At 62.8% G+C, this 25,731-nt stretch carries 23 protein-coding genes; 15 read left to right on the top strand and 8 right to left on the bottom strand.

Annotated elements, in window-relative coordinates:
• Nucleotides 1–83: 83 nt before the first annotated feature.
• From AC0CMF_RS09160 to AC0CMF_RS09140, 5 genes are all read left to right on the top strand, one after another.
• Nucleotides 84–1,208, top strand: coding sequence for an ABC transporter substrate-binding protein (locus tag AC0CMF_RS09160; RefSeq protein WP_374628622.1), 1,125 nt, complete (start codon nucleotides 84–86; stop codon nucleotides 1,206–1,208).
• Between the two features lie 82 nt (nucleotides 1,209–1,290).
• A complete protein-coding gene (locus tag AC0CMF_RS09155; protein WP_472481512.1) occupies nucleotides 1,291–2,334 on the top strand; it encodes a FecCD family ABC transporter permease in 1,044 nt (347 codons plus the stop codon).
• Nucleotides 2,331–3,122, top strand: coding sequence for an ABC transporter ATP-binding protein (locus AC0CMF_RS09150; RefSeq protein ID WP_050471063.1), 792 nt, complete (start codon nucleotides 2,331–2,333; stop codon nucleotides 3,120–3,122). Before AC0CMF_RS09155 ends, AC0CMF_RS09150 begins: the two co-directional genes overlap by 4 nt.
• Nucleotides 3,123–3,147: 25 nt before the next feature.
• Complete coding sequence (locus tag AC0CMF_RS09145) at nucleotides 3,148–3,594, top strand: pseudoazurin (RefSeq protein WP_457166124.1); 447 nt, start codon at nucleotides 3,148–3,150, stop codon at nucleotides 3,592–3,594.
• Nucleotides 3,595–3,676: 82 nt separating this feature from the next.
• Nucleotides 3,677–4,846, top strand: a complete 1,170-nt coding sequence (locus AC0CMF_RS09140) for a YbfB/YjiJ family MFS transporter (RefSeq protein ID WP_472481510.1) — start codon at nucleotides 3,677–3,679, stop codon at nucleotides 4,844–4,846.
• A 12-nt stretch (nucleotides 4,847–4,858) separates the two neighbouring features.
• On the opposite strand, the gene AC0CMF_RS09135 is transcribed toward AC0CMF_RS09140, so the two are convergent.
• On the bottom strand, nucleotides 4,859–5,716 hold the full coding sequence (locus AC0CMF_RS09135) for a branched-chain amino acid aminotransferase (protein ID WP_374628614.1): 858 nt from the start codon (nucleotides 5,714–5,716) through the stop codon (nucleotides 4,859–4,861).
• Between the two features lie 282 nt (nucleotides 5,717–5,998).
• Here AC0CMF_RS09135 and AC0CMF_RS09130 point away from each other — a divergent pair, with 282 nt between their 5' ends.
• From AC0CMF_RS09130 to AC0CMF_RS09105, 6 genes are all read left to right on the top strand, one after another.
• Entirely contained in the window at nucleotides 5,999–6,610 is a 612-nt protein-coding gene (locus tag AC0CMF_RS09130) for a LysE family translocator (RefSeq protein WP_058900402.1), read from the top strand.
• A gap of 26 nt (nucleotides 6,611–6,636) precedes the next feature.
• Nucleotides 6,637–7,062 (top strand): VOC family protein, encoded by a 426-nt coding sequence (locus AC0CMF_RS09125; protein WP_094462153.1) that lies wholly within the window; start codon nucleotides 6,637–6,639, stop codon nucleotides 7,060–7,062.
• Between the two features lie 148 nt (nucleotides 7,063–7,210).
• The gene (locus AC0CMF_RS09120) at nucleotides 7,211–7,564 is read left to right on the top strand and encodes a TM2 domain-containing protein (RefSeq protein ID WP_374628613.1); all 354 of its coding nucleotides are present in this window, start codon (nucleotides 7,211–7,213) and stop codon (nucleotides 7,562–7,564) included.
• Nucleotides 7,561–7,986 carry a TM2 domain-containing protein gene (locus AC0CMF_RS09115; protein WP_094462155.1) on the top strand — a complete coding sequence of 142 codons (426 nt, stop codon included), beginning with the start codon at nucleotides 7,561–7,563 and terminating at the stop codon, nucleotides 7,984–7,986. The genes AC0CMF_RS09120 and AC0CMF_RS09115 overlap by 4 nt, the downstream gene beginning before the upstream one ends.
• A gap of 247 nt (nucleotides 7,987–8,233) precedes the next feature.
• The gene (locus AC0CMF_RS09110) at nucleotides 8,234–8,896 is read left to right on the top strand and encodes a haloacid dehalogenase type II (protein ID WP_019962823.1); all 663 of its coding nucleotides are present in this window, start codon (nucleotides 8,234–8,236) and stop codon (nucleotides 8,894–8,896) included.
• 110 nt (nucleotides 8,897–9,006) lie between these two features.
• Nucleotides 9,007–9,336 (top strand): hypothetical protein, encoded by a 330-nt coding sequence (locus tag AC0CMF_RS09105; RefSeq protein WP_152967445.1) that lies wholly within the window; start codon nucleotides 9,007–9,009, stop codon nucleotides 9,334–9,336.
• Nucleotides 9,337–9,340: 4 nt separating this feature from the next.
• Here AC0CMF_RS09105 and AC0CMF_RS09100 read toward each other — a convergent pair whose 3' ends face one another.
• Nucleotides 9,341–9,988: a TetR/AcrR family transcriptional regulator gene (locus AC0CMF_RS09100; RefSeq protein WP_374628612.1), complete on the bottom strand. Its 648-nt coding sequence runs from the start codon at nucleotides 9,986–9,988 to the stop codon at nucleotides 9,341–9,343.
• Between the two features lie 219 nt (nucleotides 9,989–10,207).
• Here AC0CMF_RS09100 and AC0CMF_RS09095 point away from each other — a divergent pair, with 219 nt between their 5' ends.
• Nucleotides 10,208–10,681 carry a DUF2214 family protein gene (locus AC0CMF_RS09095; RefSeq protein WP_122519611.1) on the top strand — a complete coding sequence of 158 codons (474 nt, stop codon included), beginning with the start codon at nucleotides 10,208–10,210 and terminating at the stop codon, nucleotides 10,679–10,681.
• A 75-nt stretch (nucleotides 10,682–10,756) separates the two neighbouring features.
• Here the strand turns inward: AC0CMF_RS09095 and katG are convergent, their stop codons facing one another.
• From katG to AC0CMF_RS09080, 3 genes are all read right to left on the bottom strand, one after another.
• Complete coding sequence (katG, locus tag AC0CMF_RS09090) at nucleotides 10,757–12,934, bottom strand: catalase/peroxidase HPI (RefSeq protein WP_374628610.1); 2,178 nt, start codon at nucleotides 12,932–12,934, stop codon at nucleotides 10,757–10,759.
• A gap of 568 nt (nucleotides 12,935–13,502) precedes the next feature.
• Nucleotides 13,503–14,987: an aldehyde dehydrogenase family protein gene (locus tag AC0CMF_RS09085; RefSeq protein WP_374628609.1), complete on the bottom strand. Its 1,485-nt coding sequence runs from the start codon at nucleotides 14,985–14,987 to the stop codon at nucleotides 13,503–13,505.
• Between the two features lie 33 nt (nucleotides 14,988–15,020).
• Complete coding sequence (locus tag AC0CMF_RS09080; protein WP_374628608.1) at nucleotides 15,021–16,190, bottom strand: alanine racemase; 1,170 nt, start codon at nucleotides 16,188–16,190, stop codon at nucleotides 15,021–15,023.
• 402 nt (nucleotides 16,191–16,592) lie between these two features.
• On the opposite strand from AC0CMF_RS09080, the gene AC0CMF_RS09075 reads away from it, so the two are divergent.
• Nucleotides 16,593–17,531 (top strand): ornithine cyclodeaminase family protein, encoded by a 939-nt coding sequence (locus tag AC0CMF_RS09075; protein ID WP_374628607.1) that lies wholly within the window; start codon nucleotides 16,593–16,595, stop codon nucleotides 17,529–17,531.
• A gap of 102 nt (nucleotides 17,532–17,633) precedes the next feature.
• Here the strand turns inward: AC0CMF_RS09075 and AC0CMF_RS09070 are convergent, their stop codons facing one another.
• The gene (locus AC0CMF_RS09070; protein WP_050471050.1) at nucleotides 17,634–18,956 is read right to left on the bottom strand and encodes an NAD(P)/FAD-dependent oxidoreductase; all 1,323 of its coding nucleotides are present in this window, start codon (nucleotides 18,954–18,956) and stop codon (nucleotides 17,634–17,636) included.
• A 235-nt stretch (nucleotides 18,957–19,191) separates the two neighbouring features.
• On the opposite strand from AC0CMF_RS09070, the gene AC0CMF_RS09065 reads away from it, so the two are divergent.
• Together AC0CMF_RS09065 and AC0CMF_RS09060 are read left to right on the top strand one after the other, a co-directional pair.
• Nucleotides 19,192–19,470, top strand: a complete 279-nt coding sequence (locus AC0CMF_RS09065; protein WP_374628605.1) for a CopG family ribbon-helix-helix protein — start codon at nucleotides 19,192–19,194, stop codon at nucleotides 19,468–19,470.
• Between the two features lie 350 nt (nucleotides 19,471–19,820).
• The gene (locus AC0CMF_RS09060) at nucleotides 19,821–21,488 is read left to right on the top strand and encodes an ATP-dependent nuclease (RefSeq protein WP_374628604.1); all 1,668 of its coding nucleotides are present in this window, start codon (nucleotides 19,821–19,823) and stop codon (nucleotides 21,486–21,488) included.
• Nucleotides 21,489–21,501: 13 nt separating this feature from the next.
• Here AC0CMF_RS09060 and scpA read toward each other — a convergent pair whose 3' ends face one another.
• Nucleotides 21,502–23,667 carry a methylmalonyl-CoA mutase gene (gene scpA / locus AC0CMF_RS09055; RefSeq protein ID WP_374628603.1) on the bottom strand — a complete coding sequence of 722 codons (2,166 nt, stop codon included), beginning with the start codon at nucleotides 23,665–23,667 and terminating at the stop codon, nucleotides 21,502–21,504.
• Nucleotides 23,664–25,652 carry a methylmalonyl-CoA mutase subunit beta gene (locus AC0CMF_RS09050; RefSeq protein WP_374628602.1) on the bottom strand — a complete coding sequence of 663 codons (1,989 nt, stop codon included), beginning with the start codon at nucleotides 25,650–25,652 and terminating at the stop codon, nucleotides 23,664–23,666. The genes scpA and AC0CMF_RS09050 overlap by 4 nt, the downstream gene beginning before the upstream one ends.
• Between the last annotated feature and the right edge of the window lie 79 nt (nucleotides 25,653–25,731).

The raw sequence follows: 25,731 nt of genomic DNA, 5'->3' as shown, positions 1-25,731 counted from the left end.
GAGGACTACGGACAGGGAGGCATTAAAGTTGACTTTTTTTATCAAGTTTGACAAACGGACGCATCCTCAATCGGGAGTAGTCCATGCGCATTTTCAAGCACTTGAGAACCGGCACCCTCGCGGGTCTGCTCGGCCTTGCCGCCGCCACCAGCCTGACCACCGGCGCCTTTGCGGAAGAAAACACCTTCACCGATGTGATAGGCCGCGAGGTCAAGGCGGACCTGCCGTCCAAGCGCGTTCTGCTCGGCTTCTACTTCGAAGACTACATGGCCGTTGGCGGCGAAGCCTCCTACGACAACGTTGTCGGTATCTCGCGTGAAGCCTGGGAAGGCTGGCGCCCGGCCTCCTGGACCCGCTACGTCAAGCACCGCCCCTCCCTCGATGCCCTGCCGGATGTGGGCGAAGTCGAAGCTCAGACCTTCTCCGTCGAAAAGGTGCTGGAGCTGAAGCCGGACATGGTCGTTCTGGCCGACTGGCAGTACAAGGGCCTCGGCCTTGATGCCGACCGCATCGAAGAAGCAGGCATCCCCATCGCCGTCGTCGACTTCAACGCCCAGACGGTGGAGCGCCATCTGGACAGCGCCCGCGTTCTCGGCCTGATCACCGGCGAGGAAGACCGCGCCGCTGAGATCTCCGGCGAGTACAAGGCGACCGCCGACCTCATTACCAAGCGCATCGCCGATGCAGGCAAGCCGCAGCCGAAAATCTACATCGAGTTCGGCAACAAGGGCCCGGCCGAGCACAGCTTCACCTACGGCAAGAACATGTGGGGCGCCATGGCCACTGCGGCCGGCGGCGACAACATCGCAGCCCCCTTCGTCGAATGGTGGGGCCCGATCAACCCGGAACAGGTTCTGGCCTCCAAGCCGGACGTGATCGTCATTGCCGGTACCGAATCGCGCAAGAACCCGACCTCCATGCTCATGGGGGAGGACGTGACCAAGGCTGAAGCCCTGGAGCGTCTGCAGGGCTTCACCGCCCGCGCCGGCTGGGATCAGCTTCCCGCCGTGCAGGACGGCCGCTTCTATGGCGTCTATCAGGGTGCCTCGCGCACGCTGGCTGACCACGCCATGCTGCAGTTCTTCGCCAAGGTGCTCTACCCGGACCTCTTCACCGACCTGAACCCGGAAGAGACCTACAAGGACTTCTACAAGAAGTACCTGCCGGTGGCACCCGAGGGCACCTTTACCCTCGCCATCAAGGAATAAACCTGCATTTGCCAGCGCCCGGAAACCTCGCGTTTCCGGGCGCTGGCATGCCTGCTGCCTCTTTCAGGGACTTTGACAACCAGTGACCGGCACAACTCATGTTGCGACCGCGATTGCAAGCCAGCGCAACCGGGAACGGCGGCGCTGGCGCCTGCTTTTCGGCCTCACCCTCTTCTGCTGCGTGACGCTGGTGCTCGACATCGGCACCGGCCCGTCCATGCTCAGCCCCGCCGATGTGCTGGCCGGCCTCCTGCGGCTGGAAGGCACGGACAGCATGACCGTGACCATCGTCAACAGCCTGCGCTTGCCCATGGCGCTGATGGCCCTTGTCGTCGGCTGCGCGCTGGGTGCGGGCGGGGCGGAAATCCAGACCCTGCTGAACAATCCCATGGCCAGCCCCTATACGCTCGGCCTTGCTGCCGCTGCCGGGCTTGGCGCCGCCTTCAGCATCTTCACCGGCGGCTTCGGCCTGCATCCGGCCATAGCAGTGCCGCTGGGCGCTTTCTTCTTCTCCATGCTGGCCGCCGCCTTCCTCTTCGCGCTGGCGGCCTTTGCGCGCATATCCTCCACCATGCTGGTGCTCGCAGGCATTGCGCTTCTGTTCCTGTTCCAGTCGCTTTTGTCGCTGCTACAGTTCATTGCCTCGCCGGAAGTCGGCCAGCAGATCCTGTTCTGGCTGTTCGGCAGCCTGACCAAGACCACCTGGACCAGCCTCTGGGTCACGCTCGGCGTTACCGTCTTCTGCGTGACGCTGCTGTTCCGCGATGCCTGGAAGCTCACCGCCCTGCGTCTGGGTGAGGCGCGGGCTCAGAGCCTTGGCGTCAACCTCACGCATCTGCGCGTCACCACGCTGACGCTGACCGCGCTGATGACCTCCACCGCCATCAGCTTCGTCGGCATCATCGGCTTCGTCGGCCTTGTCGCCCCGCATGTGGCACGGCTGCTGGTGGGTGAGGATCAGCGCTTCTTCCTGCCCATGTCGATGGTGGCGGGCGCGGCCTTCCTGTCCATGGCCTCGGTCATCTCCAAGGTGGTCATTCCCGGCGCCCTGTTTCCGGTCGGCATCGTCACCGCCATGGTCGGCGTGCCCTTCTTCTTCTGGATCATGCTGGCGCGGCGGCGATGAACGATCTCACCCTTCAGGACATCACCCTCTTCCGGGGCAAGCACTGCGTCGCCCGCGATCTCTCCCTTAAGTTCGAGCCGGGCAAGGTGCATGTCATCCTCGGTCCCAATGGCGCGGGCAAATCCTCGCTGCTGCGCGCGCTCTTCGGCGAGTTCTGGCCGCAGACGGGCCGCATCGCCCATGGAGAGAGACAACTCACCCGCGAAACCCTGCGCCACTGGCGCAAGGCCATCGGTTACATGCCGCAGGACACCGCCCTTGAAGCCTCCCTCACGGCGCTGGAAGTCGTGCTGCTGGGCCGGATGGATGAACTCTCCTTCCACGTGGATGATGCAACGCTCCATGCCGCCGTCACCACCATGGAGGCGGCAGGGATTGCGCATCTGGCCAGCCACGACATTCTCTCGCTCAGCGGCGGCCAGCGGCAGCTGGCGCTGTTTGCGCAGGTGCTGCTGCGCGATCCCGGCATCCTCTTGCTGGACGAACCCGTCAGCGCGCTCGACATGCACCATCAGCAGAAGCTGCTGGATATCGTCCACCGCGAGACCCGCGCCCGCAACCGCATCAGCATCCTGATCCTGCATGACCTCAGCCTTGCCGCCCAATATGCCGACCAGTTGATCCTGATCGGCGATGGCGAGCTGAAAGCCGCAGGCAGCCCCGCCGAAGTGCTGAAGGCCGATCTCATCAGCCGCACCTATGGCGTCGATGTGGAAATCCTCACCGACAGCGCCGGCGCCCCCGTCGTCCGCCCCTTGCGGTCAATGCCCGCAACACTCCACCCCTGAACCCTTGAACCTCAGGAAACACAGCATGAAGCTCACGACCCGCAACGCCCTTCTGGCCATCACCCTCTGCCTCACACCGTTCAGTGCTTCGGCTGCCGATCACGAGGTGAAGATGCTGAACTACGGAACCGAAGGCAGCATGGTGTTCGAGCCTTCGTTCCTGCAGGTTGAGGTGGGCGACACGGTCACCTTCATTCCCACGAATTCGGGCCACAATGTCCGCTCCTACGTGGCCCCGGAAGGCGTTGCGGCCTGGAACACACCGCTGGATGAGAAGACCACCGTCACCATCAGCCAGCCCGGCGTCTATCTCTATTACTGCCCGCCGCATCTGATGATGAGCATGATCGGCATGATCCAGGCCGGAGAGGCCGTCAACCGCGCCGATCTGGACCAGAAGGCCGCCAAGCTCCGCTCCAAGCTGGTCATGAAGGGTGAGCGGCTGGATGAGCTTTTGGCGCAGGTGAAGTAAACACCCGCCCGCCTTTCGGGCCACTCGCCAAGTCCGCCATCAATCGCTAGGCTCCGGCTCACCTGCCAGCCGGAGCCCTTCCGTGACCTCTGCCGCCCCCTCAGCCGCCTCTCCCGTCCGCCTTGCTCTCGGCGGCCTTCTGTCGCTGGCTGCGGCCATGGGCATCGGGCGTTTCGTCTACACGCCCGTGCTGCCTTTCATGATCGCTCAGGTGCCCCTCAGCAAGGCAGACGGCGGGCTCATCGCCTCGGCGAATTTCCTCGGCTATCTGGTGGGGGCGCTTGCGGCCTCCTCCGGCTCCCTGCCCGGCAGCCGCCGGATGTGGTTCATCGGCTCGCTGATTGCCAGCTCTGCCCTCTCCTTCGCCATGGCATGGACGGACAGCATCCCGGTCTTCATGCTGCTGCGGTTTCTGGCGGGCCTTGCCAGCGCCTTCGCCTTCGTCTTCTCGGCAGCACTCATCCTCGACCGGCTGGCACAGGCCGGGCGGCCCGGATTGTCGGCGCTGTATTTCTCGGGCGTTGGTGCGGGCATTGCTGGCTCCGCCCTCATCGTCTCCGGCCTGGCCGTCATGGGCGCAGACTGGCAGGGCTTGTGGACGGGCTGCGGCGTCATCAGTCTGGCACTGACGGTCCTGATCGCATGGATGGTGCCGGGCGCCACCGAAACAGCACCACCCGCGCCCGCGAGGACCGGCCCCCGCCGCCTGCCCGCCGGGCTGCCGCAGCTGATTGCTGCCTACGGCCTGTTCGGCATCGGCTATGTGGTGACGGCAACCTTCATCGCCGTAATCGCCCGCTCCGATCCGGCGCTGGCAACGGCCGAACCCTATCTCTGGCTGATCGTGGGCCTTGCCGCCGCACCGTCCATTTTCATCTGGAACCGAATCGCTGACCGCACCGGCGTGCCGCGGGCCTATGCACTGGCCTGTGTCATCGAGGCTTGCGGCGTCGCGCTCAGCGTCACCGCAACCGGCCCTGCCGGCATCCTGCTCGCGGCTTTTCTGCTCGGCATAACCTTCATGGGCATCACCGCGCTGGGGCTCATCGAAGCCCGGCGCCTGTCCACGGGCGATCCGCGCCGCACCATCGCGCTGATGACGGCCAGCTTCGGCCTCGGCCAGATGCTGGGGCCAACCCTTGCCGGCTTTGCCGCAGGCAGCACGGGCAGCTTTGCCCTGCCCTCGGCAGGTGCTGCCATCTGCCTGCTGCTGGCTGCCGGACTGGTGCTTATGCCCGCCCGGCAGCAGTGATCAGCCGACGCCTCAGCCGTGGGCGAAGTCCCAATAGAGTTCCCGCGCCCTGGCGGCCACCGGTCCCGGCTGCAGGCTGCGCTCCTCGATGCGGTTCACCGGCACCACCTTGGAATAGTTGCCGGTGGAGAAGATCTCGTCCGCCTCCTGGAACTCACGATAACCAATGGTGCGCTCATGCACCGCATGGCCCGCGTTGCGCAGCAGCTGGATCACCCGCTGGCGCGTGATGCCATTGAGGAACGTGCCGTTGGGCGCGGGCGTATGCACCGCCCCGTCCTTGACCATGAAAATGTTGGCGCTGGTCAGCTCGGCCACATTGCCCAGCATGTCCAGCACCACCGCATTGTCAAAGCCGCGGCCCTTGGCTTCGGCCATGGCGCGGGCGTTATTCGGATAAAGGCAGCCCGCCTTGGCATTCACCGGCATGGTTTCCATGGTCGGGCGGCGGAACGGCGACAGGGTGATCGAGAAGGAAGCACCGGCCGGCGCCATCGGCGCCTCGAACAGGCACAGGCAGAACCGGGTGCTCTCCGGATCGCCCACGATCACCCCCGGCCCGTCGCCTTCCGCCCAATACATCGGCTTGATGTAGACGGCGCTGCCCGGCTTGAACCTGGTGACGCCCTCACGGGTCATCTCGATCATCTCGCCCGCGCTGACTGTCGGCTTCAGGCCGAGAGCCACGGCCGAATCATTCACGCGCTGGCAATGCAGGTCGAGATCCGGCGTCACGCCCTCGAAGAACCGGGCCCCGTCAAAGACCGAAGATCCCAGCCAGGCCGCATGGGTGCGCGGCCCCATCAGCGGCGGATTGCCCTCATGCCAGGCGCCATCCACATAGGTCCAGGTCTCACTCCAGCCGCTCATCTTGCGCGTCCTCCGCTGTATTTTTCACTGCCAGCGAACAAACGCCCGGAAAAAGGCAAGGTCAACCGTTTGACGCCCTTCACCCGAAAATCGGAAGACTTGCTCCGGCAAGGCCGCACCCGGACAGGCTCTCATTCCTGAAAAGCGCTCTTGCAGGAAAATTGATCCGCAGCATCGCCATCCGCCACGGCTCATCGGCGCACAAAGCCTTTGATCTTTCACGGATTCCGCCTGATCCTCCATCTGCCCGCCGCTCGCCGGGCGCCATCCGGAGGACTGACCATGGACCTCGCCACGCTTCTTGCCTTTGCTGCCGCCTTCTTCGTCTTTGCCGCCAGCCCCGGCCCGGACAACATGACCATCATCGCCCGCACCCTGTCGCATGGGGCCGTGTCCGGCCTTGCCTATGGGGCAGGCACCGTGGCGGGCATCCTCATCTTCCTCTGCCTTGCCGCCTTCGGCCTGTCGCTGCTGGCCTCGGAAATGGGCACGGCCATGACCGTGCTGCGCTACGCCGGTGCCCTCTGGCTGATCTGGACGGGCATCCGCCTGTGGACGGCAGAGCCTGTGGTGCCGGCCCTGCAACCTACCGGCAGCGGCAATCTCCTGTCCGCCTTTGCCACCGGCATCGCCCTCAACCTCGGCAATCCGAAGATGCCGCTGTTTTATGTGGCGCTTCTGCCCAATGTGGCCGGAACCGCCCTCACCCCGTTGAGTGTGCTGGAGCTTGCTGCCGTCATTCTGGCGGTTGAAGTGGTGGTCATCGGCGGGCATGTTCTCATGGCCATGCGCGCCCGCCGCCTGCTGCACAGCCCTGCCGTCGTGCGCCGGGTCAACCGCACCGCCGGAGCCGTCATGGCCGGAACGGGTGCCACGCTCATCGTCACCCGCTGATGCCTCCAGCCCAAGGAAATCCGATCATGGAACAGCGCCTTTCCCTCATCACCCTTGCCGTCGATGATCTGGCCGAAACCCGGCGCTTCTTCGAGGATGGGCTCGGCTGGACAGCCTCCTCCGAAAGCCAGGAAGGCATCGCCTTCTATCAGCTTCCCGGCCTTGCTCTTGCCCTCTATCCCCGCGCCTCGCTGGAAAAGGACATTGGCCGCCCCGTTCCGGAAGGGCTGGGTGCAGTCTCCCTTGCCTGGAACGGCCGCAACGAGGCCGAGGTCGATGCCGCCTATGCACGGGCGCTGTCGGCTGGCGCTGAAGCCGTCGTGCCACCGGAAAAGGCCTTCTGGGGCGGTTACACCTCCTATGTGCGCATTCCCGGCGGCCATCTTCTGGAAATCGCCTTCAACCCGTTCTGGTCCCTGGATGAACACGGGGCCATCGTGCTGCCGGGCTGAGCCCTTGGCCGGGCCGTGGAGAAGCTGTGACTACCGGCTGGAAACCTGCAATTTGTGATCCTCTGGACATGACCCTGCAGCTTTCACCATGTTAAGACCCGTGCGCTTGTTGTGAAAAGCAACTCAATTTTCGATCAGAGGTCTTCAAATGTCGTCGAGCACCGTTTCGGTCACCAATTCTGGCATGGGTGCCAATCCGTCCATGATTTTCTGTGGCACCTGCGGCCACCAGATTGCGTCAACGGCACCGTCCTGCCCCAAGTGCGGCGCACCGAACGCCCTGGCCGCAGCGCCTGTCTCCGAGAAAAGCATGGTTGCTGCGGCTCTGCTTTGCTTCTTCCTCGGCACCTTCGGCATCCACCGTTTCTACACCGGCAAGATCGGCACCGGCATCCTCATGATCCTGACGCTCGGTGGCCTTGGCATCTGGTCGCTCATTGACCTGATCATGATCATCGTCGGGTCCTACAAGGACAAACAGGGGCTGCCGCTCCGCCGATGAGTGAGCCCCGTACAGAGCCGCAGGGCGGCGGATGGAGCTTCTGCATCCACTGCGGGGACAAGATCGCTTTCCGGGCGCATTTCTGCCCGCATTGCGGTTCCCCCCAGCCGGAAGCAGGCAAAGCACAGGCAGAGAACGTCAGTGACAAGAGTTACGGCGTTGCGGTTGCCCTGTGCGGCGTTTTCGGCGTGATGGGGCTCCATCACTTCTACCTCGGCAACATCCTGCACGGCCTGTTCGACCTTGGGCTCTTCGCGCTCTGGATCTTCTGCCTTCTTGTGGCACCTTCCCAGGGCACGAACCTCATCCTGATTGGCCTCCTGCTTCTGGCCATTGATGTGCTGCACACAATCTATGTGTTCTTCCAGCTCATCGTTGGAAAGCAGCGCGATGGCAGCGGACGGATCGTCGCGGTGCCCTGAACAGCCCGGCCAGAGCAAAAAGTTAGAACCGGTTCTGCGGCTGGAATTGCGTAAAATGAACGGAAAGAGCACTTTCGATGGCAGCGTCTTCATCGAAAGTGCTCCAGCGTCCGCTGTTCAGGTCAACAGCGATATCGGCCTTTACCCTTTGTCCTGATTGCATCCCGGCAAATGATCGGCATATGTTCGGACGCTGTTCAGGAAAGCTGACGGCGGAACTTGTCCTGCGACCCCACGGAGCATCCCGATGGCCCATTCGGCCTATGTCTTTGACGCTTACGGCACCCTCTTTGATGTTCACGCCGCCGTGCGCAAACATGCCGCGAAACTGGGGCCCGACGCGCAGACCTTTTCCTTCGTGTGGCGGCAGAAGCAGCTGGAATATTCCTGGGTCCGCGCCCTCATGCAGCGCTACGAGGATTTCTGGGTGCTGACCGAGCAGGCGCTCGACACCACCTTCAATCTCTTCCCCTCCGCCGACCGGGGCCTGCGGGCCGACCTTCTCAACGCCTACTGGGCGCTGGACTGCTATCCGGAAGTGCCCGAAGTGCTCACCAGCCTGAAGCAGGCCGGGGCACGGCTGGCCATCCTGTCCAACGGCACACCCTCCATGCTGGAGTCAGCGGCCAAGGCTGCCGGCATCACCGAGCTTCTGGACGAGATTTTCTCGGTGCATGACCTGCGCACCTACAAGACCGATCCGCGCGTCTATGAACTGGTGACGAACCACTTCCGGGTCTATCCGGAAGCGATCTCCTTCCAGTCCTCGAACCGCTGGGACATTGCAGGCGCCACCGCCTATGGCTTCCGCACCGTCTGGATGAACCGCACCGCCCAGCCGGACGAATATCCGGACCTGGCCCCCAGCGCCGTTCTGTCCGACCTGACGGGCCTGCCGTTTCTGGTCTGAGTGCCATTCCGGCAAGCTCCGGGCAAGTTAAGGTGTCTAACCCTGTTACAACTGACAGGAGGATGAACGGCTGCGCATGCTGCGCGCCGCTATTGCCATTTGGACAAACCATGACCCGCGCAACTCCAGCCCGTACAGGCCACCGCTTCCGCCCGCCGCAGCTCAAGCCCGCCTTGAGGGCGCGCATGCGCGGCGGCCGCCTGAAGACGGAAGACGGCGCGGACATCACGGCCTGCACCCTGTTTGATGCGGAAAGCGGTGAAACGGGCGCCCTCATCGAGGTGAAAGTCACCCTGCCGCCCCGCGTTCTGGTGCTGGACGAGCAGGATCAGACGGTCTGCGCCGCCAGCGTTCTATGGCATCACGGCCGCCAGGCTGCCCTCAGCCTGACGGGCGAGCCAATGCTCGCCAGCCGGCATCTCGCCACCCAGGCCTTTTGACGCCCTACTGAGAGATTTCCTGCCTGCTGCGGCCCGAAACCATGCTTTCGACGGCCAGTGTCAGCGCATATTCCGCCTGCTCGTCAAACGCCCCCTGCAGCGTGCTGCCATTCGCGCATAACAGCCCCCTGGCCCGCAGATCTGCAAGCCCATGCACCAGCGCCCAGAGGCTGCCCGCAATCTTTTCGGCATCAGCCGTCTGTCCCTCCGGCAGCAGGTGCGACAGCCCTTCCGTCAACTGACGGAACGCATGGGCCGCAGCCTCCATCAGTCCGGTATGGGACGGGCTGTAGGTCCGGCCAAACATGAGTGAATAAAGCCCCGGCTCAGTTTCCGCAAAGCGCAGGTAGGCCCAGCCCATGGCCTTCAGGCGTTTTGCCGGATCATCGCCGCCTGTCCGGGCACCAGCCTGAAGATATGCGGCAAACCGGTCGAAAGCCTCGTGTGCTGCGGCGGCCAGAAGGGCCTCGACATCCGGAAAATGCCTGTAAACCGCCGCCGGGGAGACCCCGGCGCTCGCCGCCAGCCACCGCAGCGACAGATTTGCAAGACTGCCCCTGCCCGCTTCCGCCATTGCAGCATCAACAAGAGCTCGGCGCAGATCGCCGTGGTGATAGGCAGGCCTGCGGCCATTTCCGGTTTTATCAGGCATGTTGACACCGTTTACATCTGAGCTTATGTTTACAGTGTACACATCAAGATATCCCCCTGGCAACGTGCCCTGGCAGGCTGCTCAGACTATTTTTCCGGTGCGGGGGAATACGGTGTGACCACAGGGCCAGTCATACCCTGCGCGCCGCAACGGCCCCACCTGCAGGTGGGGCGCGCGGGGGCGGGTTGCCGGGCCGTTTTGTTCCCTCTGGAGGATTGAATGGCAGACGCGTCCTTTGCTCTTTCTGGCCTTGTTCTTGCTGGCCTGCATCATCTGGCCGTCTTCGCGCTCTTCGCGGTGCTGGTGATGGAACTGGCCATCTGCCTACGCCAGACACTCGCAGCGGAGGATCTGAAGCGGCTTGCTTTGCTCGATCTCCACTATGGCGCGCTCGCCGTCCTGGTGCTGCTGGCTGGCGGCCTGCGCGTCATGTATGGCGGCAAGGGGCCGGAGTATTATCTCGAGAACCTGTTCTTCTGGGCAAAGATAGGCGTCTTCCTCGCCATCGGCCTTATCTCCATCCTGCCAACCCTGCGCATCCTGTCCTGGCGGCGCAAGCAGAAGGCAGATGCGGCCTTTGTGCCTTCGCAGGCAGAGCGCAGGCAGGTCCGCCGCGCGCTGGTGGCCGAACTGCTGCTCTTCCCGCTTCTCCCGCTCTTTGCCGCCGCCATGGCCCAAGGCTACGGGCTCTGACACACAAGGCCTGCAAACGAAAAACGGCGCCCCGGTTTCCCGGAGCGCCGTGTTTTGTTTCCGTGACCGGACGGATCAGGCCGTCAGGTCGAAACGGTCTGCGTTCATCACCTTCACCCAGGCAGCCACGAAGTCCTTCACAAACTTCTCTGCCGCGTCATCCTGGGCATAGATCTCGGCATAGGCGCGCAAGATCGAGTTGGAGCCGAACACCAGATCCACACGGGTCGCCGTCCACTTCACCGCGCCGGTCTTGCGGTCGCGGATTTCGTAGAGGTTCTTGCCGGCCGGCTTCCAGGTGTAGGCCATGTCGGTCAGGTTGACGAAGAAGTCCGCCGTCAGCGCCCCTTCGCGGTCCGTGAACACGCCATGCTTGGAGCCGCCGTGATTGGTGCCAAGAACGCGCATGCCGCCGAGAAGAACGGTCATTTCCGGACCGGTCAGCCCCATCAGCTGGGCGCGGTCGAGCAGCAGCTCTTCCGGCGAAACCACATAGTCCTTCTTCACCCAGTTGCGGAAGCCGTCATGGATCGGCTCCAGCACGCTGAAGGAGTCCGCGTCGGTCATCTCGGCAGTGGCATCACCACGGCCCGGAGCGAACGGCACGGAGACATCGAAACCGGCGGCCTTGGCAGCCTTCTCGATCCCCACGCTGCCCGCCAGAACGATCACATCGGCGAGGCTCGCGCCATAGGCCTTGGCGATCGGCTCCAGCACGCCCAGCACCTTGGCCAGGCGGGCCGGCTCGTTGCCTTCCCAGTCCTTCTGCGGGGCAAGGCGGATACGGGCACCGTTGGCACCGCCGCGCATGTCAGAGCCGCGGTAGGTGCGGGCGCTGTCCCAGGCGGTGGACACCAGTTCGGCAACCGAAAGGCCGCTGGCGGCGATCTTCGACTTGATGGCGCCGATGTCGTAGTTCTTCGGGCCAGCCGGGATCGGGTCCTGCCAGATCAGGTCTTCCTTGGGCGCATCCGGGCCGATGTAGCGCACATTCGGGCCCATGTCGCGGTGGGTCAGCTTGAACCAGGCGCGGGCGAAGGTGTCCTTGAAGTACTCCGGATCAGCCATGAACTTTTCGCAGATGGCCCGGTATTTCGGATCCATCTTCATGGCCATGTCGGCATCGGTCATCATCGGCATGCGGCGGAGGGACGGGTCGGTCGCATCAACCGGCATGTCCTCTTCCTTGATGCCGACCGGCTGCCACTGCTGGGCTCCTGCCGGGCTGCGGGTCAGTTCCCACTCATAGCCGAACAGCAGGTCGAAATAGCCCATGTCGAACACGGTCGGGTTCGTGGTCCATGCGCCTTCGATGCCGGAGGTCACGGCTTCGCTGGCCTTGCCATGCTGGTTCGGGTTGAGCCAGCCGAGGCCCTGAGCTTCAAGGCCAGCAGCTTCCGGCTCGACGCCGAGCGCACCGGCATCGCCATTGCCATGGGCCTTGCCGACGGTGTGGCCGCCTGCGGTCAGTGCAGCGGTTTCCTCGTCGTTCATGGCCATGCGGGCGAAGGTCTCGCGCACCTGGGCGGCGGTGGCCAGCGGGTCCGGCTTGCCGTTGACGCCTTCCGGGTTCACGTAGATGAGGCCCATCTGCACGGCGGCCAGCGGGTTCTCCATGGTCTCCGGCTTGGTCACGTCCTCGTAGCGGTTGTCGGACGGCGCCAGCCATTCCTTTTCTGCACCCCAGTAGGTGTCCTTTTCCGGATGCCAGATGTCCTCGCGGCCGAAGGAGAAGCCGAAGGTCTTCAGACCCATGTCCTCATAGGCCAGGGTGCCGGAGAGGAGGATGAGGTCGGCCCAGGAGATCTTGTTGCCGTACTTCTTCTTCACCGGCCACAGCAGGCGGCGGGCCTTGTCGAGGCTGGCGTTGTCCGGCCAGGAATTGAGCGGGGCAAAGCGGATGTTGCCCGAGCCGCCGCCGCCACGGCCATCGGCCAGACGGTAGGAACCGGCCGAGTGCCAGGCAAGGCGGATCATCAGGCCGCCGTAATGGCCCCAGTCAGCCGGCCACCAGTCCTTGCTGTCCTTGAGCAGCGCCTTCACATCGGCCTTCAGCGCCTCTGCATCCAGCTTCTTCAGCTCGTCGCGGTAGTTGAAGTCCTTGCCCAGCGGGTTGGACTTGGCGTCATGCTGATGCAGGATGTCGAGGTTGAGGGCGTTCGGCCACCACTCCATGTTCGAATTGCCGGTGGCGGTGTTTCCACCGTGCATCACCGGGCACTTGCCTGCCTTGCTGGCATTCGTCGCGTCCATTGTCTCTCTCCGGTCCATATGGTTCTTGAGGCGGCCAGACGCCGCCTGTGTTTACCCCAAGCGGTACAGCCGACCGCCCGAACATTGGCCCCGGCAGCATCTCTGCCGCCTGAGGCACGTCAGCAGGGCGGCACGGCGCGCCGCCCTCTCCTTCGGCAGGCAGCGGCGGGGTTACGCTGCCCGGAAACTTTGCCCCGCTTCAGCAGGGATCAGCCGCCGTTCCCTGATCAGAAACAGCGCCAGTGACATGACGTTACCCAATTGCTGGAATTAGCAAAATTCGTATCTTCTGATTGTATCAATCAGATTTTCTGATCAAATAGCCGGAAACGCGGTTTGGCCATGCAATTCAGGACGTTAGGTCAGTTCCAGGCAGGAGTACGCGGGAACCCTGATCCGCCCATGCCATCCAAACCCTGCAACAGGTCAAAGATCCCGCATCGTTGGGCCAAACACCTGAGACCAGCAGTCGTCTGCTCGCCGCTCACACTGTCCCTCACAAAAGCAGACAGCGTCCGGCACGGTGTGTCCGGACGCTGTCAACAAGCAACAACAGAAGCGGCCGAACCTAGGCCTCCTGATAGTATCCCAGCACCGACTTGACTTCGAGATATTCCAGCATGCCCTCAAGGCCATATTCGCGCCCGTTGCCGGACTGCTTGTAGCCGCCGAATGGGGCGTGGGGGTCCCAGGCCGGATAGTTCAGGTGCACCTGGCCGGAGCGGATCTGCGAGGCAACGTGCCGGACCAGATCCATGTCGCTGCCCTGAACATGGGCTCCGAGGCCATAGACCGTGTCGTTGGCGATGGCGACGGCTTCCTCGACCGTGTCATAGGGAAGGATGCAGAGCACCGGCCCGAACACCTCGTCCTGCGCGATCCGCATATCCGTGCGCACGTCTGAGAAGATGGTCGGCTTGACGAAGAACCCGGCCTTGAGGCCGTCCGGGCGGCCCTGCCCGCCAGTCAGCAGCTTGGCGCCTTCGGCAATGGCCGCCCCGATCATGATCTGGATGCGGTCAAACTGCGCGCGATTGGCGATGGCCCCGTGCGTTGCCGTTTCCACAAAGGGATCCCCGACAACGATATCGGCCGCAGCCTTGACGGCGAGTGCCTCGACCTCGGCCAGCCGCGCGCGCGGCACGATCATGCGGGTCGGTGCGCTGCAAGATTGTCCCAGATTGCGGAAGCTGGAAGCAACGCCGGGAGGAACTGCACGCGCGAGATCGGCATCCGGCAGGATAACGTTGGGAGATTTGCCCCCGAGTTCCTGGGCCACGCGTTTCACCGTCATTGCGGCAGCCTGGGCCACCGCAATGCCGGCGCGGGTGGAGCCGGTTATGGAGATCATGTCGACATCGGGATGCGCGGCGAGCGCGGCCCCAACGTCCGGGCCGTTGCCGTGGACGAGGTTGAACACGCCATCCGGGAAACCCGCCTGCTCGATGGCTTCGGCGAACAGCAGCGCACTCAGCGGCGACAGTTCGCTCGGCTTCAGCACCACGGTGCAGCCTGCGGCAAGGGCCGGTGCCACCTTGGCCGTGATCTGGTAGAGTGGCCAGTTCCACGGCGTGATCAGCGCGCAGACGCCGATTGCCTCGCGTGCGATGGCGGTCTGGCCGCGCCGCTCGATGAACCGGAAGTCCGCAAGGACCTCACGTGCGGCCTTCACATGGGCGATGGCCAGCGGCACCTGGGCGCTCCGCGCGTAACTGATCGCAGCCCCCATTTCGAGGCTGAGGCACTGCGCGATGCGTTCGCTCTGCGCCTCGAGCTGCTGCTGCAGACGCTCCAGCAGCGCAGCGCGTTCGCCCGGCTGCGTCCGGCTCCAGCTGGCGAACGCCCCCCGCGCGGCAGCCACCGCAGCATCCACATCAGCGCCGTTTCCAAGCGGCACCCGCGCGATGATCTCTTCGGTGGCCGGATTGACCACATCGGCGTGGGCAGCGCCCTTGGGGGAAACCCATTGGCCGCCGATGTAGAAAAGGCCGAGATGGCCGTTGTCGGCGAGGTGCGTGAGCGGGGACACCGCCCCGCCAGATGTCAGTTTCATCTTGCTTCGTGCCTCTTGTCGTAGCGGCGGCCTTCACCAGCCGCGAATGCGTTCCCAGCGTGCCTCGATACCGGCATCCTCGCCGTCAACAACGCTGTAAAACCCGTGCTGGGCGGCCATGGCGCAGGCATGGTTGGGCAGAATGCGGACCCTTGTGCCGACGGGCAGATCCGGCATGGTCCTGCCCGAGCCTGGCCGGATGGACAGGATGCCGTGCTCCTGGCTTGCCTGCGAGACGATCACGTCCTCAATCACCCGCCCGGCTTCGTCGCAAACCACGCCATAGCCCTGGTCAACGCGCTGACTTGCCGTGCCGCGATCACGCGACAGAGCCATCCAGCCGGCATCGACCAGGATCCAGCCCTTCTCCGGCTTGACGCCGATCACCGAGGCGAGCACGGAAATGGCGATGTCATCCTTGCTGCAGACGCCGACACCGTGCTGGACAAGGTCGAAGAACATGTAGACGCCCGCGCGCAGCTCCGTGACACCCTCGAGGTTCCGCGCGAAGTGGGCGGTCGGGGTGGAGCCCAGGCTGACGACCGGGCAGGCATGGCCATGCGCTCGCAGGATTTCGGCGGCCCGGACCGTGGCCACCCGCTCGCTCTCGGCGGCGACTACCAGGGCTTCAGGCGTGTTCAATCCATAGGACTCGCCGGCATGCGCCAGAACTCCGAGAAGCTTGGCGCCCGCCGCAACGACGCGCCCGGCCACCTCGATGAGCTTGGGGTCGTCGGGCTTGAGCCCGCCGCGATGATCATCGACATCCAGTTCGATCAGCACCGACGGGACCACCCCGGACGCCTCGCGCACCGCAGCCAGGGCATCGGCCTGTTCCACCGTGTCGAGCAGCAGTTTGAGGTCTGCGCCCGTGCGGGCGCAAAGCTCCATGGCGCGCAGGGCAGAAGCAGGCGACAGGCCCACTGCATAAGTCATGTCACGATAGCCGTGGCTGGCGAAATACTCGGCCTCGGCAATCGTGGAGACGGTGATCGGCCCCTGCCCATCCGGAAAGACACGCCGTGCCACGTCAATGCTCTTTGCGGTCTTCATATGCGGGCGCAGGACCACGCCCAGCTGCCGCGCGTGATCAGCCAGCCGGGTGATGTTGCGGTCGAGCTTGCTGCGGTCGAGCAGAAGCGACGGCGTGACGAGATCGTGGATCGATTGCGGGTGCGGGCTGGTTTGTTCTGCGGTTTGCATGGGTGGCGCGGTCCTCATCACTGGCCGAAGGATTGATTTTCAGGGGCGGACCTGAGGGCCGCCCTGCGGCCCAGGCAGATCTTTGAAGAACCGGATGCCATTGCCCTGCGCCGGAGGCGTGGCGATGGTCATGCAAGCCGCAGTGTCTCGAACGCTCTGGCTTGCCACAGGTGCAACGGGGTCCGGCTTCTGTTGAAGTCACAGACAGGATGTCATCCTCCGTCAAGGCGCCCCTGCCGTTTGCCGCAGCCAAGCCAGTGGAATCATTCGTTTTTGCCGTTCAATCGGCACAATTGACGGCGGCCGTGCGGGCAAAGATGCAGTCTGCCCCCTGACACCCCCGCCCCTGACACTGCCCCTGTCAGCGGCCTGCGGCGTTCCACGCGCAATCGGAGCCCCCGGATGATCTATGTGAGCGAAGAAGAATCCGCCGCAATGGTGACGCATGAGCTGGCGTTCGAGGCGGCGCGCCAGGCGCTCGCTGCCGCAGCTTCCGGCCAGAGCGGCGTCTTTCCGGCTGTCCTGGGGCACTCCAAGGACCCAACCAACAGGTTCTCCCTGAAGTCGGGCTGGTCGGACGAGCTGACCGGCGTGAAGGTCGGCTCCTTCTGGTCCGGCAACCCGGCCATCGGTCTGCCGCGGCACAATTCGACCATCGTGCTGCTCGATCAGCGGACCGGCCGTCTGCGCGCCGTGCTTGAGGGCGGCAAGGTCAACGCCTACCGGACCGCCGCCGCCGATGCGGTTGCCGCCAGCCTGCTGGCGCGCAAGGATTCCAGGACCCTTGCCGTCTTCGGGTCCGGCAATCAGGCCAGCTTCGAGATTGCAGCCCTTGCAAGGATCCGGCCGGTTACGGAGGTGCTGATCGTCTCCCGCCCGTCCGAACGGCTGGACGCCTTTGTCGGGCAAGTCTCTCAGACCGGGCTCAAGGCCCGCGCGGTTTCGGCCCAGGAAGCGGTGCAGGCCGCCGATATCATCGTCACGGCACCCCCTTCGCGTGAACCGCTGTTCGATGCCGGCTGGGTGCGCCCCGGCACGCATGTGGTCAGCATGGGCTCGGATGCGCCCGGCAAGCACGAATTGCCCGCCGGTTTCTATCCGCGTGCGCGCCTTTTCTGCGATCTGCTGTCCCAATCCGTCCAGATCGGTGATTTCCAGCACGCGCGGCAGGAGATCGAAGCGGGCACTCTCAAGGTTACGCAGATCGGCGATGTCATCGAGGGACGGGCGCCCGGACGCCGCAGCGATGAGGAGATCACCGTTTTCGACAGTTCGGGGATTTCTCTTCAGGACCTGTTCATCGCCGATGCGCTGATCCGTGCCAAGACACAGCAAGGCTGACACGCCAGATCAGGCGGCTGCGAACCGGGGGAACGGCAGATGCCTGCTCCCCCGGCCAATATGCGGGCCGCCCGCTTAGCACTGACGCATCACGCCCGGATATCAGATGGCGGAGACGTCCAGCTTCGAGCCATCAACCAGACGCGACAGGCGGAACGGCGCCGGATCGACGCTGGGCGTGTCGTTGACGATGAGTTCTGCGGCCAGATAGCCCAGCCCCGGCCCCAGACCAAAGCCATGGCCCGAACAGCCCGCCGCGAGCACCAGCCCCTCAACCTTGTCCACCTTGGAGACCACAGGCACGGCGTCCGGCGTGCAATCGACGAAGCCGCCCCAGGCGCTTTCGATCTTGATGCCCTCCAGCTGGGGGAAGGTCTTGCTGACGCTCTCCACCACCTGACGGATCAGCCACTTCAACGGCGGCGGATCCAGCTCCCGGTTCTTCTCGAAGATCCGGTCGTCGGTGGCCAGCAGGGCAGACAGTGAATCCGGCCCGGACAGGAACGATTTGCCAATGCCGAGTTTGACATTCTTCAGCCGGCGGATGAACTGCGGCATGAATTCCCGGCTGTAGCGGATGGCCTGGGGTGTGATCTCGAGGTTCGCCTTGCCGCTGATGGCAAGTGTGTAGCTTCCGTCCAGCCGGCGCGTGATCGTGCAATAGGGCGTGGAAATCGCCTCGCCGATGTTGACCGTCGGGGCGGAGCGCAGCGCAGTCTGGCGGATGCTTGCCTGCGGGAAGCTGACCCCAAGCGGCCTCAGGAACCGCGAGGACCAGGCGCCCGCCGAACACAGCACCGCACTGGTCTTGATATAGCCCTTCTCCGTGTGCACACCGGTGATCCTGCCATTGGCCAGATCAATCCCCCGGGCGGCGCATCCCTGATGGATCGTGGCACCCAGAGCTCTGGCCCCTTCCGCGATGGCTGGCGCGGCGAGTGCCGGTTCGGCCTTGCCATCGTGCTCTGAATAGGTGCCGCCAACCCATTTGCCACGCGTCTCGGGAACGCGCTCGGCCAGCTCGGCCCGGCTGAGCACGCGGGTGCCGACGCCATAGTCTCTGGCGACTTCACGCCATTTTTCCCAGCCGGCGAGCACCGCTTCGTCATGGGTCGCATAAACAAGGCCGCAACGCCGGAAGCCGAGATCCCGGTTGATGTCCCGCGTCAGCTCGTCCCACAGCCGCATGGAGATCACCGAGAGCGGCAACTCCCGCCTGTCGCGGTTCTGCTGGCGGCACCAGCCCCAGTTCCGGCTCGATTGTTCGCAGGCGATATGCCCCTTCTCGAGCAGAGCCACAGACAGGCCCCGCTTTGCCAGGAAATAGGCAGCGGTGGCGCCGAGGATGCCCCCGCCAACAATGACGGCATCGGCCTCAGCCGGAAGGCGTTCATCGCTCGGAATGCGTTCGACTATGGGCGACATGTTCCAATCAACCTCGGCTGCAGGACTGCGGACACAAAGGCCCGATCAGCCCTTCATCGCACCATGCGGGCAAAACAATGCGCCGAAATCACTCACGATGCCGCCAGATCTGCGGTCTTTCGCGCCGTCCGGCCGGTACGATCTGCTCACGTTTGGCAGGGTCACGGGAATGGACACATCAGGCACGAACGCGGTAAAGTATTAAAAGGTAATACCTTTTACTCCGGAGCATGAGATGGCATCGGCAACCTCCATCAAGCTGGACGACAGCCTGAAAGAGCGCATCCAGAATCTGGCGGAGGCGCGTCAGCGCAGCTCGCACTGGATCATGCGCGAAGCCATTGCCCAGTATGTCGAGCGCGAGGAAAAACGCGAGGCACTGCGTCAGGAAACCCTCAAGGCATGGCAGGAATTTCAGGAAACCGGCATGCATGCCACCGCCGAAGAGGTGGATCAATGGCTGACGAGCTGGGGCTCTGACACCGAACTGCCCGCCCCCAAATGCCGCAAGTAATCTTCGCCCCCACCGCAATACGGGATCTTCAACGGCTGCGCGCGTCTCTGCGTGAAAAGATCCCGGCACCTCTCCATCGTCATCCTCGGCCTTGTGCCGAGGATCTGCACAAGCCGTTGGTCAGCGGATGGCCGGGACAAGCCCGACCATGACGAAGGAGAGAATAACCGCTTGGTTAGCAGCCGAGGCAACTTTCCGGCATCGCATCATAATGCGACATCTTCTGACTGTTACCGTTCCCGTATAGATACTTAAATTTAAAATCTTGAGAATTCGCTACCCATAGCTGGATTCACGACCTAAACTTAGCAGTAAGACACGTCTCACCTCAACTTCAATGGAGACACACTTTGATTAGCTCACTTCACTTCAGTTTTGGATCGTCAGCAACCGAAAAGCCACTCGAAATCTCACTCCCTCCATCAGTAACGATTTTCTTGGGGCCCAATAACTCGGGTAAAAGCCAAGCGCTAAAGGATATACTTCATGCGGCTCAAACTTGGGCAAATCCTCAAAAAAAAGTAATTTCTGAAATTAATTATGAGCCAGTTCCAGAACAGGCAGCTCAAGAGTTCCTTGAAAGCCATCAAACCAAACCAATACCCGGTCAAAACATATATCCCGGACAAAAATTAATTCAATTCAACGAAGAAATACACAGCATTAATGTGAATAACTTCATAAAATCCTTTCAAAATCCAAATATAAAAGATCAAATCAGTCAAGAAAATTTTTCCATATTTATTCGAGGTAATACACTTTACATCGACGGAACCTCAAGAATTAATCTTTTGGCACCCCAAAGCAGAGGAGATTTGAAACATCCAAGAAGTCTACTTGCAAGAATTTTTAGAGATGACGAAAAACGTAAAATTATGAGAGATATTATTTTTGAATCTACGCAGCTATATCTCGCCTTAGACGTTTCAAACGGGGATCAGATTCAAGTCAGATTTGGAAAGACCCCACCACTTGATGAGAGGTCATTAGGGGAGGAAAATTTACATTACATGGAAAGTTCACTTTCAGTCGAAGAAGTTAGTGATGGAGTAAAAGCATTTTCCGGTATAATCATCAATATTCACGCAAGTAAAAAAAGAATAATTCTTATTGATGAACCAGAAGCATTCCTACACCCAAGCCTTGCCTTCAAACTTGGAAAGGAAATATCAAAGGGAGCAATGGATGAGAAAAAGCACATATTTGCTGCAACTCACAGCGCGCATTTTCTTATGGGAGCCATATCATCCGGGGCAACAGTCAATATTATTCGGCTGACATATAAGAATGGAACTGGAACTGCCAGACTGCTCCCAAATGCTGAACTGAGAAATCTGATGAACGACCCCTTACTGCGTTCTGTGGGAGTACTCGAGGGGTTGTTTCACGAGTCAGTTATTGTAGGCGAAGCCGATGCCGATCGCGCATTCTATCAAGAAATAAACGAACGATTGCTTGCAAAGAATGATCCAAGAGGGGCACCGCACGCGCAATTTCTAAATGCACAAAACAAGCAAACGATTCCGCGTATCATAGGCATTTTGCGCAGACTTGGCATACCAGCAGCGGCTGTCGTTGACATCGATGTTTTAAAAGATGGAGGAAAAGTTTGGGCGTCATATTTAGAAGCCGCTCACATTCCCGAAGCAGAACACCAATCATACTCGACACGAAGAATTTCCATTTTAAATTTACTGCAAGATTCCAGCGCCGACTTCAAAAAAGACGGCGGGATAAATACACTCAAAGACCAAGATCTGGAAGCGGCGAAAAATCTGCTTCAAGACCTGCAGAAATACGGAATATTTGTTGTCCCTAACGGTGAATTGGAAAGCTGGTTAAGTAATTTAGATATATGTCGCACAAAGAGCCAATGGCTTCAGAATATCTTCTCGAGGATGGGAAGTAACCCATCTTCGGAAAGCTATGTAACGCCAACGGACGGCGATGTGTGGGACTTTATAGGGGCCATGTCTCGCTGGCTCAAAGCCCCGGAAAGAAAGGGGATTCCCAAATAGATAGCCCCCCCCCTCACGCCGCCGCACTCCCCTCATACCCCAGCCTCGCATTCAGCTTGGCGATGAGGTCCACGGCGGCGTCGGCGATGACGGTGCCGGGGGGGAAGATGGCGGTGGCGCCGGAGGCGTAGAGGGCGTCGTAGTCCTGCGGAGGGACGACGCCGCCGACGACGATCATGATGTCCTCGCGCCCTTCAGCGGCGAGTGCCGCCTTGAGGGCGGGCACCAGGGTGAGGTGGCCGGCGGCAAGTGACGAGACGCCCACCACATGCACGTCATTTTCCACCGCCTGCCGGGCGGCTTCCTCAGGCGTTGCAAACAGCGGGCCGATGTCCACGTCGAAGCCGAGGTCGGCAAAGGCGGAGGCGATCACCTTCTGGCCGCGGTCGTGGCCGTCCTGCCCCATCTTGGCGACGAGAATGCGCGGGCGGCGCCCGTCGTTCTCCTCAAAGGCCTCCACGAGCTTCTGCACCTTGCCCACCTTGTCCGACATGGCCCCTGCCTCGCGCTTGTAGACGCCGGAAATGGAGCGGATCTCCGCCTTGTGGCGGCCAAACACCTGCTCCATCGCCAGGCTGATTTCGCCCACCGTCGCCTTCGCCCTTGCCGCCTTGACGGAAAGGTCCAGCAGGTTGCCTTCGCCGGAGGCCGCGCAGGCGGTAAGGGCGGCCAGCGCGGCCTGCGTTTCGGCCTCGTTGCGCTCGGCCCTGAGGCGCTGCAGCTTTTCGATCTGCATGGCGCGCACCTGCGCATTGTCCACCTTCAGAACCTCGATGGGCTCTTCAAAGTCGGGCTTGTACTTGTTGACGCCCACCACGGTCTGCGCCCCGCTGTCGATGCGCGCCTGCGTCTTGGCAGCGGCCTCCTCGATGCGCAGCTTCGGAATGCCCTTTTCGATGGCCTTGGCCATGCCGCCCAGCGCCTCGACTTCGGTGATATGCGCCATGGCCTTGGCGGCGAGATCAGCCGTCAGCTTCTCCACATAGAAGGACCCGCCCCACAGGTCGATGGGGCTGGTGGTGCCGCTTTCCTGCTGCAGAAACAGCTGGGTGTTGCGGGCAATGCGGGCGGAAAAGTCCGTCGGCAGGGCCAGCGCCTCGTCCAGCGCGTTGGTATGCAGCGACTGGGTGTGGCCTTGCGTCGCCGCCATGGCCTCCACGCAGGTGCGGATGACGTTGTTGTAGACATCCTGCGCCGTCAGCGACCAGCCGGAGGTCTGCGAATGGGTGCGCAGCGACAGGGACTTGTCGCTCTTCGGCGCAAAATTCTGCTGCATCAGCTGCGCCCAGATCAGGCGCGCGGCGCGCAGTTTTGCCACTTCCATGAAGAAGTTCATGCCGATGGCCCAGAAGAACGACAGGCGCGGCGCGAACTGGTCGATGTCCATGCCCGCCGCCACCCCGGCGCGGGCATATTCGATGCCGTCGGCGATGGTATAGGCCAGCTCCAGATCCGCCGTCGCCCCGGCCTCCTGCATGTGATAGCCGGAGATGGAGATGGAATTGAACTTCGGCATGTTCTGCGAGGTATAGGCAAAAATGTCCGAAATGATCCGCATCGAAGGCGCGGGCGGGTAGATGTAGGTATTGCGGACCATGAACTCCTTGAGGATGTCGTTCTGGATGGTCCCGGACAACAGGTTCTGCGCCACGCCCTGCTCTTCGGCGGCAACGATATAGAGCGCCAGCACCGGCAGCACGGCGCCGTTCATGGTCATGGACACGCTCATCTGGTCCAGCGGGATGCCGGAGAACAGCGTGCGCATGTCGAAGATGCTGTCGATGGCCACCCCTGCCATGCCCACATCCCCGGCCACACGCGGATGGTCGCTGTCATAGCCGCGATGGGTAGCAAGGTCGAAGGCGACGGATAGCCCCTTCTGCCCGGCCGCCAGATTGCGCCGGTAGAAGGCGTTGGAATCCTCCGCCGTGGAGAAGCCCGCATATTGGCGCACCGTCCAGGGCTGCTGCACATACATGGTGGGGTAAGGCCCGCGCACGAAGGGCGGCAGGCCGGGGTAGCTGTCGAGATGCGAGAGCCCTTCAAGATCGGCAGCTGTTGGCACCGGGGGGACGGCGATGTCTTCCGGCGTCATCCAGCTGTGCAAGCCTTCAGGCGCTTCGGCCTTGCCGAGCACATCACGGAACGGGCGGTCGGCAAAATTCGGAATCCGGCTCACAGCAGCCCCTCCCCTGATGTTCCCGCCGCAACCGGCAATCCAAGACGCCTGTGCGCATCGGCAAGGATGTCCAGCATGGCACAGCCCTCGAAGACAAAGGCGCTGACGCCTGCATCCTTCAAGGAAGCCTCCAGTTCGCCCGGCTTTCCGGCCAGATAGATGTGCTCCGCCCCGGCGGCGGAAAGGGCCGCGGCCGCCTCCGCGCCTTGCGCGGCATAGATCTTGTCGGAAGAAACAAGGCAGACCAGCGGCGCCCCGCTGGCGCGCCAGGCCTCGACGGCGGCGCCGATGCCGTCCGTCTCTGTCCCGCCGGTCACCGGCAGGCCGCCCGCCTCGAAGAAATTCTTGGCCCAGGTTGCCCTTGCGGTGAAATCCGCCAGCGCCCCCAGCCCGGCCAGGAAAACGGTACGCCCGGCCGGGTTGGTCAGGGCTGCGGCCTCCCGCAGGCGCTCGAATGGCTCGGACTGGCGCTCCGGCTGCGGCATCCTGGTGTTGAGGCTGATCTCGTCGATCAGCGGGCGGGACGCCATGATGTCCGTCAGCGTCGCGCCCTGTTCCAGCGCGTCGAAAATCGCCTGCATGACGGAACCCTCCCCCGGTCTCGGCAGGGCGAGGGTTGAAGAGGCGACGTCCAGCAGCAGATGCTCACCGGACAGAACCCGCACCGGCCCTTCCTGCAGGTTGGGGAAGGCGCTGACGCCGGTGATCTGCTGGCGGCGGCGGGCAATCTTCTGGCTGCGCTCCGTCCTTGCCGCGTCCACGTGTTTCTGCACGGTTCCGGCCACCATGGCTTCAACGATGCCGCCAGCCGCTTCCGTTTCCTGAAACAGCGCCCAGGCAGCAGCGGCCAGATCTTCAGTCCGGGCTTCGATGGCGCCGGAACCGGCGCCCGGATCGGCCACCCGGTGCAGGTTGCTCTCCTCGATCAGGATGGTCTGGGTGTTGCGGGCAACGCGCCGGGCAAAGCTGTCCGGCAGGCCGCAGGCGGTGGTGAAGGGCAGCACGCTGATGCTGTCCGCCCCGCCCACGCCAGCCGCAAAGCAGGCCACGGTGCCGCGCAGCATGTTCACGTATGGATCGGCCTTGGTCAGCATCCGCCAGGAGGTCTCCATATGCAGATGCAGGTGGTGTTGCGGCAGGCTGCTTTGCTCCAGCACCGCCGCCCAGAGACGGCGCATCGCCCGCCCCTTGGCAATGGTGCCGGTCTGGTCGGCCGTCGCGGCCAGCGTCATGCTGATGAGCGAGGCGGGGTTGTCTCCCCCTTCGCCTTCTGCATCGAGGTCGCGCAGATAATGCAGGGCCGTCGCCAGTGTGAAGGCCAGCTCCTGCGCATCCGTTGCGCCCCGGTTGTGCCAGCTGCGCCCGTCGGCGCAGAGCAGCGGCCCACGCATCCCCTTTGCCTGTGCAAAGCGGGACAGGTCAGCGATGCGTTTGCGCAATACGGGAATGGAATTCTTGAGCGTGCCGGTGTGCACCAGCTTGGCCACATAGTCACTGCAGGAAATGATATTCAGCTTCGACACGTCCAGCCCCATGCGCTGAGCGTGACCAATCAGCAGGGCCAGCGTCGAGCCGCTTTCATAGCCGCCATCGACCCGTATGGTGATGAGATCGGTGTAGACACCTTCGAACAGACGGTCGAACCCGGCTGCATCCTGCGCCCCGCAGCCAAAGCCATGGGCATTGGCTGAGGAGGTCAGAACCAGGTCGATGCCATCGGCACCGCCCGCCAGATCCTCCAGCAGCAGCCGGTTGGCAGCTTCCACATCCGGGTGGTCAACGCGCTGCAGGATTTTCCAGGGCTGCCCGGCCGGGCGGCCGGCGCGCGGGGAGGCTTCCGCCTTGCGCGGATACAAGGGCGCAATGGCAAGGCTGTCCTCGCTGCGCGAGACGAGACGCTCGCGCGGAGCGCCCTTGAGCGCCTTGTCAACGGCTGCCAGCCATGCAGCTTCATCAGGTGTCCAGTCCGGGTGCAATTCTGCCACGACGCTCAACTCCTCGGGATTGTCACCTTTATTTCATTTGAGGGAGAGTGAGACAAGCTCGCCCAAAGGCTGAAGCCTT

Source organism: Pannonibacter sp. CBAS1226, assembly GCF_055685825.1.
Note: the sequence above shows the minus strand (reverse complement) of the source record. Positions and strands in the feature narration are given on the sequence as shown.